The 15550-nt window shown below is 57.7% G+C and carries 11 protein-coding genes; 5 read left to right on the plus strand and 6 right to left on the minus strand.

The window, feature by feature from the left end; translation table 11 throughout:
* The first annotated feature begins 47 nt into the window (after positions 1-47).
* From clpP to FFH21_RS08980, 5 genes are all read left to right on the plus strand, one after another.
* Positions 48-689: an ATP-dependent Clp endopeptidase proteolytic subunit ClpP gene (gene clpP, locus FFH21_RS08960; protein ID WP_002552734.1), complete on the plus strand. Its 642-nt coding sequence runs from the start codon at positions 48-50 to the stop codon at positions 687-689.
* A 106-nt stretch (positions 690-795) separates the two neighbouring features.
* Positions 796-2079, plus strand: a complete 1284-nt coding sequence (clpX, locus tag FFH21_RS08965) for an ATP-dependent Clp protease ATP-binding subunit ClpX (protein WP_054088562.1) — start codon at positions 796-798, stop codon at positions 2077-2079.
* A 210-nt stretch (positions 2080-2289) separates the two neighbouring features.
* Entirely contained in the window at positions 2290-4686 is a 2397-nt protein-coding gene (lon, locus tag FFH21_RS08970; RefSeq protein ID WP_002552736.1) for an endopeptidase La, read from the plus strand.
* 146 nt (positions 4687-4832) lie between these two features.
* Positions 4833-5105, plus strand: a complete 273-nt coding sequence (locus FFH21_RS08975) for an HU family DNA-binding protein (RefSeq protein ID WP_002552737.1) — start codon at positions 4833-4835, stop codon at positions 5103-5105.
* Positions 5106-5310: 205 nt separating this feature from the next.
* Positions 5311-7194, plus strand: a complete 1884-nt coding sequence (locus tag FFH21_RS08980) for a SurA N-terminal domain-containing protein (protein ID WP_011168168.1) — start codon at positions 5311-5313, stop codon at positions 7192-7194.
* A 112-nt stretch (positions 7195-7306) separates the two neighbouring features.
* Here the strand turns inward: FFH21_RS08980 and fabI are convergent, their stop codons facing one another.
* Genes fabI through FFH21_RS09010 form a run of 6 tightly spaced genes read right to left on the minus strand, consistent with a single transcriptional unit; the run spans position 7307 to position 15510 of the window.
* Positions 7307-8101 carry an enoyl-ACP reductase FabI gene (gene fabI / locus FFH21_RS08985; protein ID WP_011168169.1) on the minus strand — a complete coding sequence of 265 codons (795 nt, stop codon included), beginning with the start codon at positions 8099-8101 and terminating at the stop codon, positions 7307-7309.
* A gap of 18 nt (positions 8102-8119) precedes the next feature.
* A complete protein-coding gene (locus FFH21_RS08990; protein ID WP_011168170.1) occupies positions 8120-9730 on the minus strand; it encodes an ABC transporter ATP-binding protein in 1611 nt (536 codons plus the stop codon).
* A 1-nt stretch (position 9731) separates the two neighbouring features.
* On the minus strand, positions 9732-10751 hold the full coding sequence (locus FFH21_RS08995) for an ABC transporter permease (RefSeq protein WP_002552741.1): 1020 nt from the start codon (positions 10749-10751) through the stop codon (positions 9732-9734).
* Position 10752: 1 nt separating this feature from the next.
* A complete protein-coding gene (locus FFH21_RS09000) occupies positions 10753-11826 on the minus strand; it encodes a microcin C ABC transporter permease YejB (protein ID WP_002552742.1) in 1074 nt (357 codons plus the stop codon).
* 1 nt (position 11827) lies between these two features.
* Entirely contained in the window at positions 11828-13684 is a 1857-nt protein-coding gene (locus tag FFH21_RS09005) for an extracellular solute-binding protein (protein ID WP_011168171.1), read from the minus strand.
* Entirely contained in the window at positions 13681-15510 is a 1830-nt protein-coding gene (locus FFH21_RS09010; protein WP_041924764.1) for an extracellular solute-binding protein, read from the minus strand. Before FFH21_RS09010 ends, FFH21_RS09005 begins: the two co-directional genes overlap by 4 nt.
* Positions 15511-15550 lie beyond the last annotated feature (40 nt).

Raw genomic sequence — 15550 nt, forward strand, 5'->3', positions numbered from 1 at the left:
GGCTTGTGCGTATTCAAGACTCGACTATTTGGGAGTGAATGCAGGACATGTCCCGCAATTCTTATATTCAGCAGAACTCTGACATCCAGGCCGCTGGCGGCCTGGTCCCGATGGTTATCGAGCAGTCCGCCCGTGGCGAACGCGCCTATGACATCTATTCTCGCCTTCTCAAGGAGCGAGTCATCTTTATGGTTGGTCCGGTAGAGGACTACATGGCCAACCTTATCGCGGCACAACTGCTCTTCCTTGAAGCGGAAAACCCGGACAAGGATATCCATCTCTACATCAACTCGCCGGGCGGTTCGGTGACAGCAGGCATGTCGATCTACGACACCATGCAGTTCATCAAGCCGGACGTTTCGACGATCTGTATCGGTCAGGCTTGCAGCATGGGGGCATTCCTGCTGGCCGGTGGTGCAGAAGGCAAGCGTCATTGCCTGCCCAACTCGCGGATGATGATTCACCAGCCGCTGGGCGGTTTCCAGGGTCAGGCGTCGGATATCGACATCCATGCCAAGGAAATCCTGCACATTCGTCATCGTCTCAACTCGCTGCTGGCGCATCACACCGGCCAGAGCCTCGAAACCATTGAGCGCGACACCGAGCGTGACAACTTCATGAGCGCAGAGCGTGCGGCTGAATACGGCCTGATCGACTCCGTGATCAACAAGCGTCAAATGCCTGCCTAAGCGGCTCAAAATGTAGGGGGTCGGCACAACCGACCGCCTGCGGACTTGAAAAAGCCCGCAATAGCCTTCATCTTGTGTTGCAAGCCTACCGGATTGGATCGATCGAATGACTGACACCCGCAACGGCGAGGACAACGGCAAATTGCTCTATTGCTCCTTCTGTGGCAAAAGCCAGCATGAAGTGCGCAAATTGATTGCCGGCCCCTCGGTCTTTATCTGCGACGAGTGCGTCGACCTGTGCAACGACATCATCCGCGAGGAGGTGCAGGAAGCACAGGCCGAAAGCAGCGCGCATAAATTGCCTTCGCCTAAAGAAATCAGCGGCATCCTTGACCAGTATGTAATCGGTCAGGAACGTGCCAAAAAGGTGCTCGCAGTAGCGGTGTACAACCACTACAAGCGTCTGAACCAGCGCGACAAGAAGAATGACGACGTTGAACTGGGCAAGAGCAACATCCTGCTGATCGGCCCTACGGGCTCCGGCAAGACGCTGCTGGCCGAAACACTGGCCCGTCTGCTCAATGTGCCGTTCACCATCGCTGACGCCACCACCCTGACCGAAGCCGGTTATGTGGGTGAGGACGTTGAAAACATTATCCAGAAGCTGTTGCAGAAATGTGATTACGATGTCGATAAGGCCCAGATGGGCATTGTCTACATCGATGAAATTGACAAGATTTCGCGCAAATCCGACAACCCTTCGATCACTCGTGACGTTTCCGGCGAAGGCGTGCAGCAAGCCTTGCTGAAGCTGATCGAGGGCACCGTGGCTTCCGTTCCTCCGCAAGGCGGTCGCAAGCATCCGCAGCAGGAATTCCTGCAAGTGGACACACGCAACATCCTCTTTATCTGCGGTGGTGCCTTCTCGGGCCTGGAAAAGGTCATTCAGAACCGTTCCACCCGTGGCGGCATCGGCTTCAACGCCGAGGTTCGCAGCAAGGAGGAGGGCAAGAAGGTTGGCGAGTCCCTGCGTGAAGTCGAGCCTGACGATCTGGTCAAGTTCGGTCTGATCCCTGAGTTCGTGGGCCGTCTGCCAGTGCTTGCAACGCTGGACGAGCTGGATGAGGCTGCTTTGATACAGATCCTCACCGAGCCGAAGAATGCGCTGACCAAGCAGTATGCCAAGCTGTTCGAGATGGAAGGCGTGGACCTCGAGTTCCGCACCGACGCGTTGAAGTCGGTTGCCCGTCGCGCGCTGGAGCGCAAGACCGGTGCCCGTGGCTTGCGTTCCATCCTCGAAGGCGTGCTGTTCGACACCATGTACGAAATTCCGTCGCAAAGTGACGTGAGCAAGGTGGTGATCGATGAGAGCGTTATCGATGGTACGTCCAAGCCGCTGCTGATCTACGAAAACAGTGAGCCGCCTGCCAAGGTTGCCCCTGACGCGTAACACACGCAGGTGTATGGGCGTGTGAAGTAATACGGAAGGGGGCCTTTTTGGCCCCCTTTTGCATTTTTCAGCCGTTCATTCGTTTTGTATAAAGAAATTGATCTTGGCGGGTCGTGGCTCTAGAGCTTGTTTTTTTTGGACGCTACCCCCATCTTGGCTTCAAGCTAATTCCATCTGTCCCGGCCAATTGGCCGCCGTAGAGGCGAAATCATGAAGACCACTATTGAATTGCCTCTCTTGCCATTGCGTGATGTCGTGGTTTATCCGCACATGGTTATCCCGCTGTTCGTGGGGCGCGAGAAGTCTATCGAAGCCCTTGAAGCGGCAATGACGGGCGACAAGCAGATTCTGCTGCTGGCGCAAAGAAACCCGGCTGACGACGATCCTGATGAAAAGGCGTTGTACAACGTCGGCACTATTGCCACCGTATTGCAGTTGCTCAAGCTGCCTGATGGCACCGTCAAGGTGCTGGTCGAAGGTGAGCAGCGTGGTTCGGTAGAGCGTTTCATCGAAGTCGATGGCCATTACCGCGCCGACGTCGCGTTGATCGACGAAGTCGATGCGCCGGATCGCGAGTCCGAAGTATTTGTGCGCAGCCTGCTGGCTCAGTTCGAGCAGTATGTGCAGCTTGGCAAGAAAGTCCCCGCAGAAGTCCTCTCGTCGCTCAACAGCATCGATGAGCCCGGTCGCCTGGTTGACACCATGGCAGCGCACATGGCGCTCAAGATCGAGCAGAAGCAGGAAATTCTCGAGATTATCGACCTGTCGGCCCGTGTCGAGCACGTGCTGGCCTTGCTGGATGCCGAAATCGACCTGCTGCAGGTTGAAAAGCGAATTCGCGGTCGTGTGAAAAAACAAATGGAGCGCAGCCAGCGCGAGTACTACCTGAATGAGCAGATGAAGGCCATTCAGAAAGAACTGGGCGATGGCGACGAAGGCCATAACGAAATTGAAGAGCTGAAAAAGCGCATCGACGCTGCCGGGCTGCCCAAGGACGCTCTGACAAAGGCGACTGCCGAGCTGAACAAGCTCAAGCAGATGTCGCCGATGTCGGCCGAGGCGACTGTGGTGCGCTCCTACATCGACTGGCTGGTTCAGGTGCCGTGGAAGGCTCAGAGCAAGGTGCGTCTGGACCTTGCGCGCGCCGAAGCGATCCTGGATGCAGACCATTATGGTCTGGATGAGGTCAAGGAACGCATTCTCGAATACCTCGCCGTGCAAAAGCGCGTGAAGAAGATTCGTGGCCCTGTACTGTGTCTGGTAGGTCCACCGGGTGTGGGTAAAACTTCCCTGGCCGAGTCCATCGCCAACGCAACCAATCGTAAATTCGTGCGTATGGCACTCGGTGGCGTGCGTGACGAGGCTGAAATTCGTGGTCATCGCCGGACTTACATCGGTTCGATGCCAGGAAGATTGATACAAAAGATGACAAAAGTGGGCGTCCGCAACCCGCTGTTCCTGCTTGATGAAATCGACAAGATGGGCAGTGACATGCGCGGCGATCCGGCGTCGGCATTGCTTGAGGTCCTGGACCCCGAGCAGAACCATAACTTCAATGATCACTACCTCGAAGTCGACTACGATCTTTCCGACGTAATGTTCCTGTGCACGTCGAACTCGATGAATATTCCGCCAGCCTTGCTGGACCGGATGGAAGTCATTCGCCTGCCGGGTTACACCGAAGACGAAAAGATCAACATCGCCGTCAAATACCTCTCGCCCAAGCAGATTCAGGCCAATGGCTTGAAGAAAGGCGAGATCCAGTTCGACGAGGAAGCAATCCGCGACATCATTCGCTACTACACCCGTGAAGCGGGCGTACGCGGTCTAGAGCGCCAGATTGCCAAGGTTTGCCGCAAGGCGGTCAAAGAACACGCCATGGAAAAACGCTTCTCCGTGCAGGTTACTGCCGAGATGCTCGAACACTTCCTGGGTGTGCGCAAATTCCGCTACGGACTGGCCGAGCAACAGGATCAGATCGGTCAGGTCACAGGCCTGGCGTGGACTCAGGTGGGCGGTGAATTGCTGACCATCGAGGCTGCGGTTGTATCGGGCAAGGGCCAGTTGATCAAGACCGGTTCGCTGGGTGATGTCATGGTCGAATCCATTACAGCCGCGCAGACCGTGGTGCGCAGTCGTGCCCGTAGTCTGGGCATTCCAGCCGATTTCCACGAGAAACACGACACGCATATCCACATGCCGGAAGGCGCGACGCCCAAGGATGGACCAAGCGCTGGCGTAGGCATGTGTACTGCTCTGGTATCAGCGCTTACACAGATCCCGGTACGTGCCGATGTGGCAATGACGGGCGAGATTACCTTGCGCGGGCAGGTGCTGGCGATTGGTGGTCTGAAGGAAAAACTTCTGGCTGCGCATCGCGGCGGAATCAAGACGGTGATCATTCCGGAAGAAAACGTGCGTGATTTGAAGGAGATTCCTGACAATATCAAGCAGGATCTGCAAATCAAGCCCGTTAAATGGATTGACGAAGTCCTGCAAATTGCGCTGCAATACGCGCCGGAGCCGTTGCCGGACGTGGCTACAGATCTGGTCGCAAAGGAAGAAAAACGCGAGTCTGACTCTAAGGACAGAATTAGCACGCATTAAGACTGGGTAGGCTTCCTTGACAGCTTTTTAGAGCCCTTGTTATAAAGCGGCTCTTTAAAGCAAGCACCAGCAAGCCTTCCAGCGCTCGTTTTGCTTAACACCTAAAACTTAGAAACATACTCAATATAGAGATAAGGGGACTTAGAGTGAACAAGTCGGAACTGATTGATGCTATCGCTGCATCTGCTGATATCCCGAAAGCTGCTGCTGGCCGTGCGCTGGACGCAGTGATCGAATCCGTCACTGGCGCTCTGAAGGCTGGCGACTCGGTTGTTTTGGTTGGCTTTGGTACGTTCTCCGTGACTGATCGTCCTGCTCGCATCGGTCGCAACCCTCAGACTGGTAAGACGCTGGAAATCGCTGCTGCTAAAAAACCAGGTTTCAAAGCTGGTAAAGCCCTCAAAGAAGCTGTCAACTAAGCCTCTCGATGCCTTTGCCCGCTGGGTCGGGTCTGTCCTGATCCAGTAGCGGAGCGGTGGTGCATTCGGTTGCAACACCGAGGGGTTCGAGCCCTACCGCTCCGTCAGTTACGAGAAGGCGCATCCTCGGATGCGCCTTTCTTCTATCCGCTTTCTACCCACGCTCCGCGGTTGGTTAGTCAGTTCAACCGTTTTGGGGGACGCAATGCTGCAGAACATCAGGGACAATTCACAAGGCTGGATTGCCAAGACAATTATCGGAATCATCATCGCTTTGATGGCCTTCACCGGCATCGAGGCGTTGTTTACCGCTACCAGCAATAAGCAGAACGCGGCTGAAGTGAACGGCGAGGACATCTCTCAGAATGAGTTGAGCCAGGCCGTCGACATGCAGCGGCGTCAGTTGGCTCAGCAGCTCGCGCAGCAGTTGGGCAAGGATTTCGATTCTGCGATGCTGGATGAAAAGCTGTTGCGTGAATCAGCCCTCAAAGGCCTGATCGACCGCAAGCTGCTGCTGCAAGGTGCAACGGATGCGAAATTCTCGTTTTCCGACGCGGCACTGGATCAGCAGCTTTTGCAGACGCCTGAGTTTCAGGTCGATGGCAAGTTCAGTGCTGACCGTTTCGATCAGGTCATTCGCCAGCTGGGTTACAGCCGTTTGCAGTTCCGCCAGATGCTTGGCCAGGAAATGCTCATCGGTCAGGTGCGTGCGGGGGTTGCCGGCAGTGCTTTCGTAACCGATGCACAGGTTGACGCTTTTGCCCGTCTGGAAAAGCAGACCCGTGATTTCGCGTCGCTGACCCTGCCCGCCGATACCACGGCGGTCAAAGTGACGGATGACGAAGTCAAGGCCCACTACGACCAGCATGCCAAGGAGTTCATGAGCCCTGAGCAGGTTGTGCTTGATTACATCGAATTGAAGAAGTCGTCTTTCTTCGACAAGGTGCAGGTCAAGGATGAGGACTTGCAGGCGGCTTATCAGAAGGAAATCGCCAATCTGTCCGAACAGCGTCGTGCTGCGCACATCCTGATCGAGGTGAACGACAAACTGAACGACGAGCAGGCCAAGGCGAAGATTGAAGAAATTCAACAGCGTCTGGCCAAGGGTGAAGATTTTGCGGCGCTGGCCAAGGAATATTCGCAGGACCCTGGTTCGTCCAGCAAGGGCGGTGATCTTGGTTACGCAGGCAAGGGTGTCTATGACCCTGCGTTCGAAGACACATTGTATGCCTTGAACAAGGACCAGGTATCGCAGCCTGTGCGTACCGACTTCGGCTGGCACCTGATCAAGTTGCTGGGCGTCGAGGCTCCATCGGTGCCGACCTTCGCCAGTCTGAAAGACAAACTGACCACGGATTTGAAATCGCAGCTGGTCGAGCAGAAATTTGTCGAAGTGACCAAGCAGCTGGAAGATTCTGCGTTTGAATCGTCCGATCTGTCTCAACCGGCACAGGACCTGGGCCTGAAGGTTCAGACCACTGCGCCATTCGGTCGTGAAGGCGGTGAGGGTATTACAGCCAACCGTGCGGTTATCCAGGCTGCGTTCAGCCCGGAAGTGCTGGAAGAAGGCTCCAACAGCAACACGCTGGAGCTGGATCCGGAGACCGTCGTGGTGGTGCGCTCCAAAGAGCATCTGCAACCTCAGCAGTTGCCGCTTGAGAGCGTTGCCAGCTCGATTCGCACTCAACTGGTCAAGGAGCACGCCACGGCCGCTGCCAAGGCCAAGGGCGAGGCTCTGCTGGCCGGGCTGCGTGATGGCAAGATCCCGCTGGCTGCGAAGCAGGATGGACGTGACTGGAAATCGATGGAAGCAGTCACTCGCAGTCAGGAAGGCGTTGATCCTCAAGTACTGCAGACGCTGTTCCGCATGCCCAAGCCTGATGGCAAGGGCAAGCCGGAATTCGCCAGCATTACTGCAGCCGATGGCAGCTTCGTGATTGTGCGTCTCAACGGCGTGAATCAGGCTGCTGCACCGACTGATGCGGAAAAGGCGCAATACCGTCGCTTCCTCGCGTCGCGTGCGGGTCAGCAGGATTTCGCTGCGTACCGCGCACAGCTGGAAAGCAAGGCGAAGATCGAGAAGTTCTAAGCATCTCGAAACCCGCACAAAAAAGAAGGCCGCTCACTGAGCGGCCTTCTTTTTGAGTGCAGGAAAGTTGCCTGCCGGAAAATGCCGCTCGCGAGGAGCGGCGCTTGCCGTCTTACTCTTCCATGCTGCCCATCGCGGTGGTGTTGAAACCGCCGTCGACGTACATGATCTCACCACTGATGCCCGACGCCAGGTCAGAGCACAGGAACGCGCCGGCATTGCCGACTTCGTCGATGGTCACGTTGCGGCGCAGAGGAGTCTGCGCTTCGTTGGCAGCCAGCATTTTGCGGAAGTTCTTGATACCCGAAGCAGCCAGTGTGCGGATCGGGCCGGCCGATACAGCATTGACGCGAGTACCTTCCGGGCCGAGGCTGCCGGCCAGGTAACGAACGCCTGCTTCCAGGCTGGCCTTGGCCATGCCCATGACGTTGTAGTTGGGCATGGTGCGCTCTGCGCCCAGGTACGATAGGGTCAGCAGGCTGCCATTGCGGCCTTTCATCATTTCGCGACCAGCCTTGGCCAGGGCCACGAAGCTGTAGGCGCTGATGTCGTGAGCGATGCGGAAACCTTCGCGAGTGGTGGCGTCGGTGAAGTCGCCGTCGAGCTGGTCACCCGGAGCAAAGCCGACCGAGTGAACGATCACGTCCAGGCCGTCCCACTTCTTGCTCAGCTCTTCAAAGACCTTGGTGATCTCTTCGTCGCTGGCCACATCGCAAGGGAAGCACAGCTCAGGACCTGAGCCCCAGCCTGCGGCGAACTCTTCGACACGGCCCTTGAGCTTGTCGTTCTGGTAGGTGAAAGCAAGTTCTGCACCTTCACGATGCATGGTGGCAGCAATGCCGGATGCGATGGACAGTTTACTGGCGACACCGACGATCAGGACGCGCTTACCGGCGAGAAAACCCATGTGTTGTTCCTCTTCAGGTTAATCGACAGCTACCGGCGCCAAAAAGGCGGCTTCCAGCAGCTGCTGTGTATAAGGATGTTGCGGTGCGGCGAAGATGTCCTGCGCTGCACCCTGTTCGACCACTTGGCCTTGCTTGACCACCATCAGCTGGTGGCTTAGCGCTTTGACGACAGCCAGGTCATGGCTGATGAACAAATACGTCAGATTGTACTTGGCTTGCAGCGAGCGAAGCAGCTCGACGACCTGACGCTGTACGGTCCGGTCGAGGGCTGACGTCGGCTCGTCCAGCAAGATAAGCGCCGGTTTCAATACCAGCGCACGTGCAATGGCGATCCTCTGCCGTTGGCCACCGGAGAACTCGTGAGGGTAGCGGTGCCGGGTATCCGGATCCAGGCCAACCTCCCTGAGTGCTTCGATGATCGCCGTCTGTTGCTCGGCGGCCGTGCCCATGCCATGGATTCGCAAGCCTTCGCCAACGATTTCACCCACTGACATACGCGGGCTCAAACTACCAAACGGGTCCTGGAACACCACCTGCATCTGCCTGCGCAGCGGACGGATCTGCTGTTGCGACAGAGATTCTAGCGCGTTGCCCTTGAAACGTATGGTGCCCTGGCTGCCGATCAGCCGAAGAATCGCCAGCCCCAGCGTCGATTTGCCCGACCCGCTTTCACCCACGATGCCCAGTGTTTGCCCTCGCGGCAGGCTGAAGCGTATGCCGTCCACCGCCTTGACGTGGTCGACCGTGCGCTTGAGCAGGCCCTTTTTGATCGGGAACCAGACTTTCAGGTCCTCGACTTCAAGCAGCGGGGCGCCGGCCGGGTTGGTCGAAGGACCGCCGCTGGGCTCTGCGCTGAGCAACACTTTGGTGTAAGGGTGTTGCGGCGAACGGAACAATTCTTCGCACGATGCCTGTTCGACGATGCAACCGCGCTGCATGACACATACTCGGTTGGCTATTTGCCTTACCACGTTCAAATCGTGGCTGATAAGCAGCAATGCCATGCCCAGACGAGCCTGCAGTTGCTTGAGCAACTCAAGAATTTTCAGCTGTACCGTGACGTCCAGTGCAGTGGTCGGTTCGTCGGCAATCAGCAGCTCCGGCTCGTTGGCCAGTGCCATCGCTATCATTACACGCTGGCGTTGGCCGCCTGACAGCTCGTGTGGCAAGGCTTTGAGCTGTTTGTGTGGCTCAGGTATGCCGACCAGCTCAAGAAGCTCCAGCGTGCGTTTGGTGGCATCCTTGCCGGTCAGGCCCTTGTGCAGGCCCAGTACCTCGTTGATTTGTTTTTCGACCGAGTGCAGTGGGTTCAGCGAAGTCATCGGTTCCTGGAAGATCATGGCGATACGGTTGCCACGGATCGAGCGCAGCTTTTTCTCTTCCACTTTCAGCAGGTCTTCACCGCCGTAGCGGATAGTGCCGCTCGGATGACTGGCAATGGGGTAGGGCAGCAGGCGCAGGATCGAATGCGCTGTAACCGATTTGCCCGAGCCGCTTTCGCCGACCAGTGCGAGGGTTTCACCCCGACGGATGTCAAAACTGATGTTCTCGACCACCCGTTGCCGTGAGTCGCCCGTCACGAACTCGACCGCCAGATCGCGGATTTCGATCAGATTGTCATTGCTCATCTTATTTCCTTGGGTCGAAAGCATCGCGGGCAGATTCGCCGATGAACACCAGCAGGCTCAGCATAATGGCCAGCACAGCGAACGCGCTGATGCCCAGCCAGGGTGCCTGCAGGTTGGATTTGCCCTGCGCCACCAGTTCGCCCAGCGAAGGTGATCCGGCGGGCAGGCCGAAGCCCAGGAAGTCCAGTGCAGTCAAGGTGCCGATGGCCCCGGTGAGGATGAACGGCATGAAGGTCATGGTCGAGACCATGGCGTTGGGCAGGATATGGCGGAACATGATCGCGCCGTTCTCCATGCCCAGCGCTCGCGCGGCTCTTACATATTCCAGATTCCGGCCACGCAGGAACTCGGCACGCACCACGTCCACCAGGTTCATCCAGGAGAACAGCAGCATGATGCCCAGCAGCCACCAGAAGTTGGGTTGCACGAAGCTGGCGAGAATGATCAACAGATACAGCACGGGCAGGCCCGACCACACCTCCAGAAAACGCTGGCCCAGCAGGTCGACCCAGCCGCCATAGAAACCCTGCAGGGCACCGGCGATGACGCCGATGATCGAGCTGAGGATGGTCAGGGTCAGGGCGAACAGCACGGAAATCCTGAAGCCGTAGATCACTCGTGCCAGCACATCACGGCCCTGATCGTCGGTGCCCAGCAGGTTTTCCCGGGACGGTGGCGCAGGGGCGGGGACTTTCAGGTCGTAGTTGATGCTCTGGTAACTGAACGGGATGGGCGCCCACAGGGTCCAGCCATCCTTCGCCGCGAGCAATTCCTTGATGTACGGGCTCTTGTAATTGGCTTCCAGCGGGAATTCGCCGCCGAAGGTGGTCTCCGGGTAACGCTCCAGCACCGGGAAGTACCAGTGACCGTCGTAGCGCACGGCGAGCGGTTTATCGTTGGCGATCAGTTCGGCGCCCAGGCTCAGGCCGAACAGGATGAGGAACAGCCACAGTGACCACCAGCCGCGTCGGTTGGCTTTGAAGCGTTCGAAGCGACGGCGATTGAGAGGAGACAGCTTCATATCAATGCTTCCTGCTTTCGAAGTCGATGCGCGGGTCTACCAGGGTGTAGGTGATGTCGCCGATCAGCTTCACCACCAACCCCAGCAGGGTGAAGATGAACAGGGTGCCGAACACCACCGGGTAGTCGCGGTTGATAGCGGCTTCAAAGCTCATCAGGCCTAGGCCGTCCAGCGAAAAGATCACTTCCACCAGCAGCGAGCCGGTGAAGAAGATACCGATGAACGCCGACGGGAAGCCAGCGATCACTAGCAGCATCGCGTTGCGAAACACATGGCCGTAGAGCACCTTGTGGTTGCTCAGGCCCTTGGCTTTGGCGGTGGTGACATATTGCTTGCTGATTTCGTCGAGAAAGCTGTTCTTGGTCAGCAGGGTCATGGTGGCGAAGTTGCCGATCACCAGCGCGGTGACCGGCAGCACCAGATGCCAGAAGTAGTCGAAGACCTTGCCCAGGGTGCTCAGTTCGTCATAGTTGTTCGAGGTCAGCCCACGCAGCGGGAACCAGTTGAAGTAGCTGCCACCGGCAAACACCACGATCAGCAGAATCGCGAACAGAAACGCCGGGATGGCGTAGCCGACGATGATCGCCGAGCTGGTCCACACGTCGAACTGACTGCCGTGGCGAGTGGCTTTGGCGATCCCCAGCGGGATCGACACCAGGTACATGATCAGCGTGCTCCATAACCCCAGAGAGATGGAGACCGGCATCTTCTCGACGATCAGGTCGATCACCTTGGCATCGCGAAAGAAGCTGTCGCCGAAATCCAGCGTGGCGTAGTTCTTGATCATGATCCACAGGCGTTCCGGTGCCGATTTATCGAAGCCGTACATGCGTTCGATTTCTTTGATCAGTGCCGGGTCCAGGCCCTGCGCGCCACGGTAGTTGGAGCCCGCCACCGATACCTCGGCACCGCCACCCGCAATTCGGCTGGTAGCGCCATCGAAGCCTTCGATCTTGGCGATCATCTGCTCGACCGGTCCACCGGGTGCGGCCTGAATGATGACGAAGTTGATGATCAGAATGCCGAGCAGGGTAGGGATGATCAGCAGCAGCCGTCGCAGAATATAAGCCAGCATGTTATTGCTCCGCGTTCGCAGGCTTGGCCTGATCAGTGGCTGACGGGGTCGCGGTGGCGGGTTTGACATCCGGCTTCGCCCACCAGGTCATCAGGCCGATATCGGAAAGCGCCTTGGCCTTGGGATGGTCGATGTGATTCCAGTAAGCCACCCGCCAGGTTTTGATGTGCCAGTTGGGTACAACGTAAAAACCCCACAGTAATACGCGGTCCAGCGCTTTGGTATGGGTGATCAGGCTTTCCCGGGAGTCGGCGTTGATCAGCCCGTTGACCAGCGTGTCTACCGCCGGGTCCTTGAGGCCCATGAAGTTGCGGCTGCCCGGGTTGTCGGCGCTGGATGAGTCGAAATACACGCGCTGCTCGTTACCGGGTGAGCTGGACTGCGGATAGCCAGTGACGATCATGTCGTAGTCCCGCGAGCGCAGGCGGTTGATGTATTGCGACACGTCGGCGCGGCGAATCACCAGCTCGATGCCCAGATCACTCAGGTTACGTTTGTAAGGCAACAGAATGCGCTCGAACTCGGTCTGGGCGATCAGAAACTCCAGCTTCACCGGGTTGCCCTGTGCATCTACCATCTTGTCGTCGACGATCTTCCAGCCCGCTTCCTGCAACAGCTGGAAGGCCCGGCGTTGCTGTGGACGAATCATGCCACTGCCATCGGTTACCGGCAGCGTGAAGGGTTCGGTGAACACTCGATCCGGAATCTTGCCGCGCAACGGTTCAAGAATTTTCAGTTCTTCGGCGGACGGCAGGCCGCTGGTGGCCATTTCCGAGTTGTCGAAATAGCTTTTGGTGCGGCTGTACGAGCCGTTGAACAGCTGTTTGTTGGTCCACTCGAAGTCCAGCAGCAGAGTCAGCGCCTCACGGACCCTGACGTCTTGAAACACCGGCTTGCGCAGGTTGAAGACAAAACCCTGCATGCCCGTCGGATTGCCATTGGGAAGCTCTTCCTTGATCAGCCTGCCATCCCGGACTGCTGGCGTGTCATATGCAGTTGCCCAGTTCTTGGCGCTGGTTTCCACCCAATAATCGAACTGCCCGGCTTTGCCCGCTTCCAGCGCGACGGTGTTGTCGCGATAGTAGTCGGTGGTCAGCACATCGAAGTTGTAGAAGCCCTTATTGATCGGCAGGTCCTTGGCCCAGTAATCCTTGACCCGTTCATAGCGCACCGAGCGCCCGGCTTTTACATCGGCGACCTTGTACGGCCCGCTGCCCAGCGGGAAGTCCAGGTTGCCCTTGCTGAAGTCGCGATCTGCCCAAAAATGTTTGGGCAGCACGGGTAACTGGCCAAGAATCAGCGGCATCTCCCGATTGCCCTTGTGCTTGAATTTGAACAGCACGCGCAGCGGGTCTTCGACGACCACCTGATCGACGTCGGCGTAGTAACCCTTGTACATGGGCGACCCGTGCTCCATCAGTGTCTTGAAGCTGAACTCCACGTCTTCTGCACGCATCGGGTGGCCGTCATGAAAGCGCGCTTCCGGGCGCAGGTAGAAGCGTACCCAGCTGTTGTCCGGGGCTTTCTCGATTTTACCGGCAACCAGCCCGTACTCACTGAACGGTTCATCCAGGCTTGCACGGGCCAGGGTGTCGTAGATCAGGCCGATGTCATCTGCCGGCACGCCCTTGTTGATGAACGGGTTGAGGCTGTCGAAACCGCCGAAGCTTGCCTGGCGGAACGTGCCACCCTTGGGCGCATCCGGGTTCACGTAGTCGAAGTGCTTGAAGTCGGCCGGGTACTTGGGCGGCTCGTCGTACAGCGTCACGCCATGCTGAGGCGCAGCCTGTACCGTGCAGGCGAGGCTGGCCAACAGCAGGCCGGCCGCTTGCGCGCGCAGGGAATGCAATGGGTTCATCGGGGCTTCTCCAGAGTCTTGAGCCACCACGCACGCAGCCCCAGTGTGTAGGGCGGGGTGGTGACCATGGCGAATCGGTTGCGATAGGCAAGCCGATGATTGTTCAGATACCAGTTGGGAATGCTGTAGTGCTGAGCCAGCAGCACGCGGTCCAGCGCTCGCGCAGCCGCGACCTGTTCATCGCGGGTTTGCGCGCCGAGCAGTTTGTTCAGCAGGGCGTCGACCACCGGGTTGGCAATGCCGGCGTAGTTCTTGCTGCCGTTGATCGCGGCCTGGCTTGAATGAAAATATTGCCACTGCTCAAGACCAGGGCTCAGCGTCTGTTGCAGTGTCATGAGAATCATGTCGAAGTCGAAACGGTCCAGGCGTTGTTTGTACTGGGCGCGATCGACGGTGCGCAGCCCTGCATAGATACCCAGGCGTCGCAGGTCTTCAATGTAGGGCTGCAGGATGCGTTCGAGGTTGGGGTTGACCAGCAGGATCTCGAAGCGCAGCGGTTGCTTGTCGGCGTTGAGCAAGCCCTTGTCCGACAGCGTCCAGCCAGCATCGGCAAGCAGTTTCAAGGCCTTGCGCAGAGTGTCGCGCGGGATGCCGCCGCCATCGGTTTTCGATGGGGCAAATGGCTGGGTAAACAGACTGGCGGGCAACTGATCGCGATAAGGCGCCAGCAATAACCATTCAGCCCCGCTCGGCAGGCCCGTCGCTGAAAACTCGCTGTTGGGGTAATAGCTGGTCGAACGCTCATAAGCGTCGCTGAACAGTGTGCGGTTGGTCCATTCGAAATTGAACAACAGCCCCAGTGCTTCGCGTACGCGGATATCGGCGAAGGCCGCGCGCCGGGTGTTCATGAACAGGCCTTGGGTCTGGGTCGGTATGCGGTGCGGAATCTGCGCCTTGATTACCTGACCGTTTGCGACTGCCGGGAAGTTATAGCCATTGGCCCAGTTCTTGGCCTGATGCTCGATGTAGATATCGAATTCGCCCGCCTTGAATGCTTCGAACGCCACATCGCTGTCGCGGTAGAACTCGACTTCCACCCGGTCGAAATTGTATTTGCCGCGGTTGACCGGCAGGTCCTTGCCCCAGTAATCCTTGACCCGCTCGAACACCAGCTGACGTCCGGGCTGCACGCGGGTGATGCGGTAGGGACCACTGCCCAGCGGCGGTTCGAAGGTAGTCGCTTTGAAGTCTCTGTTCTTCCAGTAATGCTGGGGCAGCACTGGCAGTTCCCCAAGACGCAGAATCAGCAACGGATTGCCAGAGCGCTTGAAGACAAACCGGATGCGATGACGATTGAGGATGTCGATGAGCTGCACTTCCTGCAAGGCGGTGCGGTATTGAGGATGACCGTCCTTGAGCAGCGTTCGGTAGGAAAACGCGACGTCGTAGGCGGTGATGGGCTTGCCATCGTGAAAGCGCGCCTGCGGGCGCAGGTTGAACACCACCCAGCTGCGGTCCTCGCTGTATTCAACGGACTGGGCGATCAGCCCGTAACTGGAGGTCGGTTCATCGCCGGACGGGTCGTACTGCCCTGTGCCCACCATCAACGGCTCGTTCAGTTCATTGACGCCGTATTGCAGGAAGTTTCCGGTCGAGACCGGGCTGCTGCCCTTGAATGTGTAAGGGTTGAGCGTGTCGAACGTACCAAACGCCATCATTCTCAAGGTGCCACCTTTCGGCGCCTCGGGATTGACCCAGTCGAAATGAGTAAAGCTGGCCGGGTACTTGAGAACACCAAACTGCGCGTAGCCATGACTTTCTGTGATGGCTGCGTTGGCGCAGAAGCTCAAGGCCAGGCTGATGGTTAGCAGGAAGGGACGTATCACGATCCAGGCGACTTGGGCTTTCGGGTCGCTAACAGTAACA

The sequence above is a fragment of the Pseudomonas sp. KBS0707 genome (genome assembly GCF_005937945.2).
GTDB classification, from domain to species: domain Bacteria; phylum Pseudomonadota; class Gammaproteobacteria; order Pseudomonadales; family Pseudomonadaceae; genus Aquipseudomonas; species Aquipseudomonas amygdali.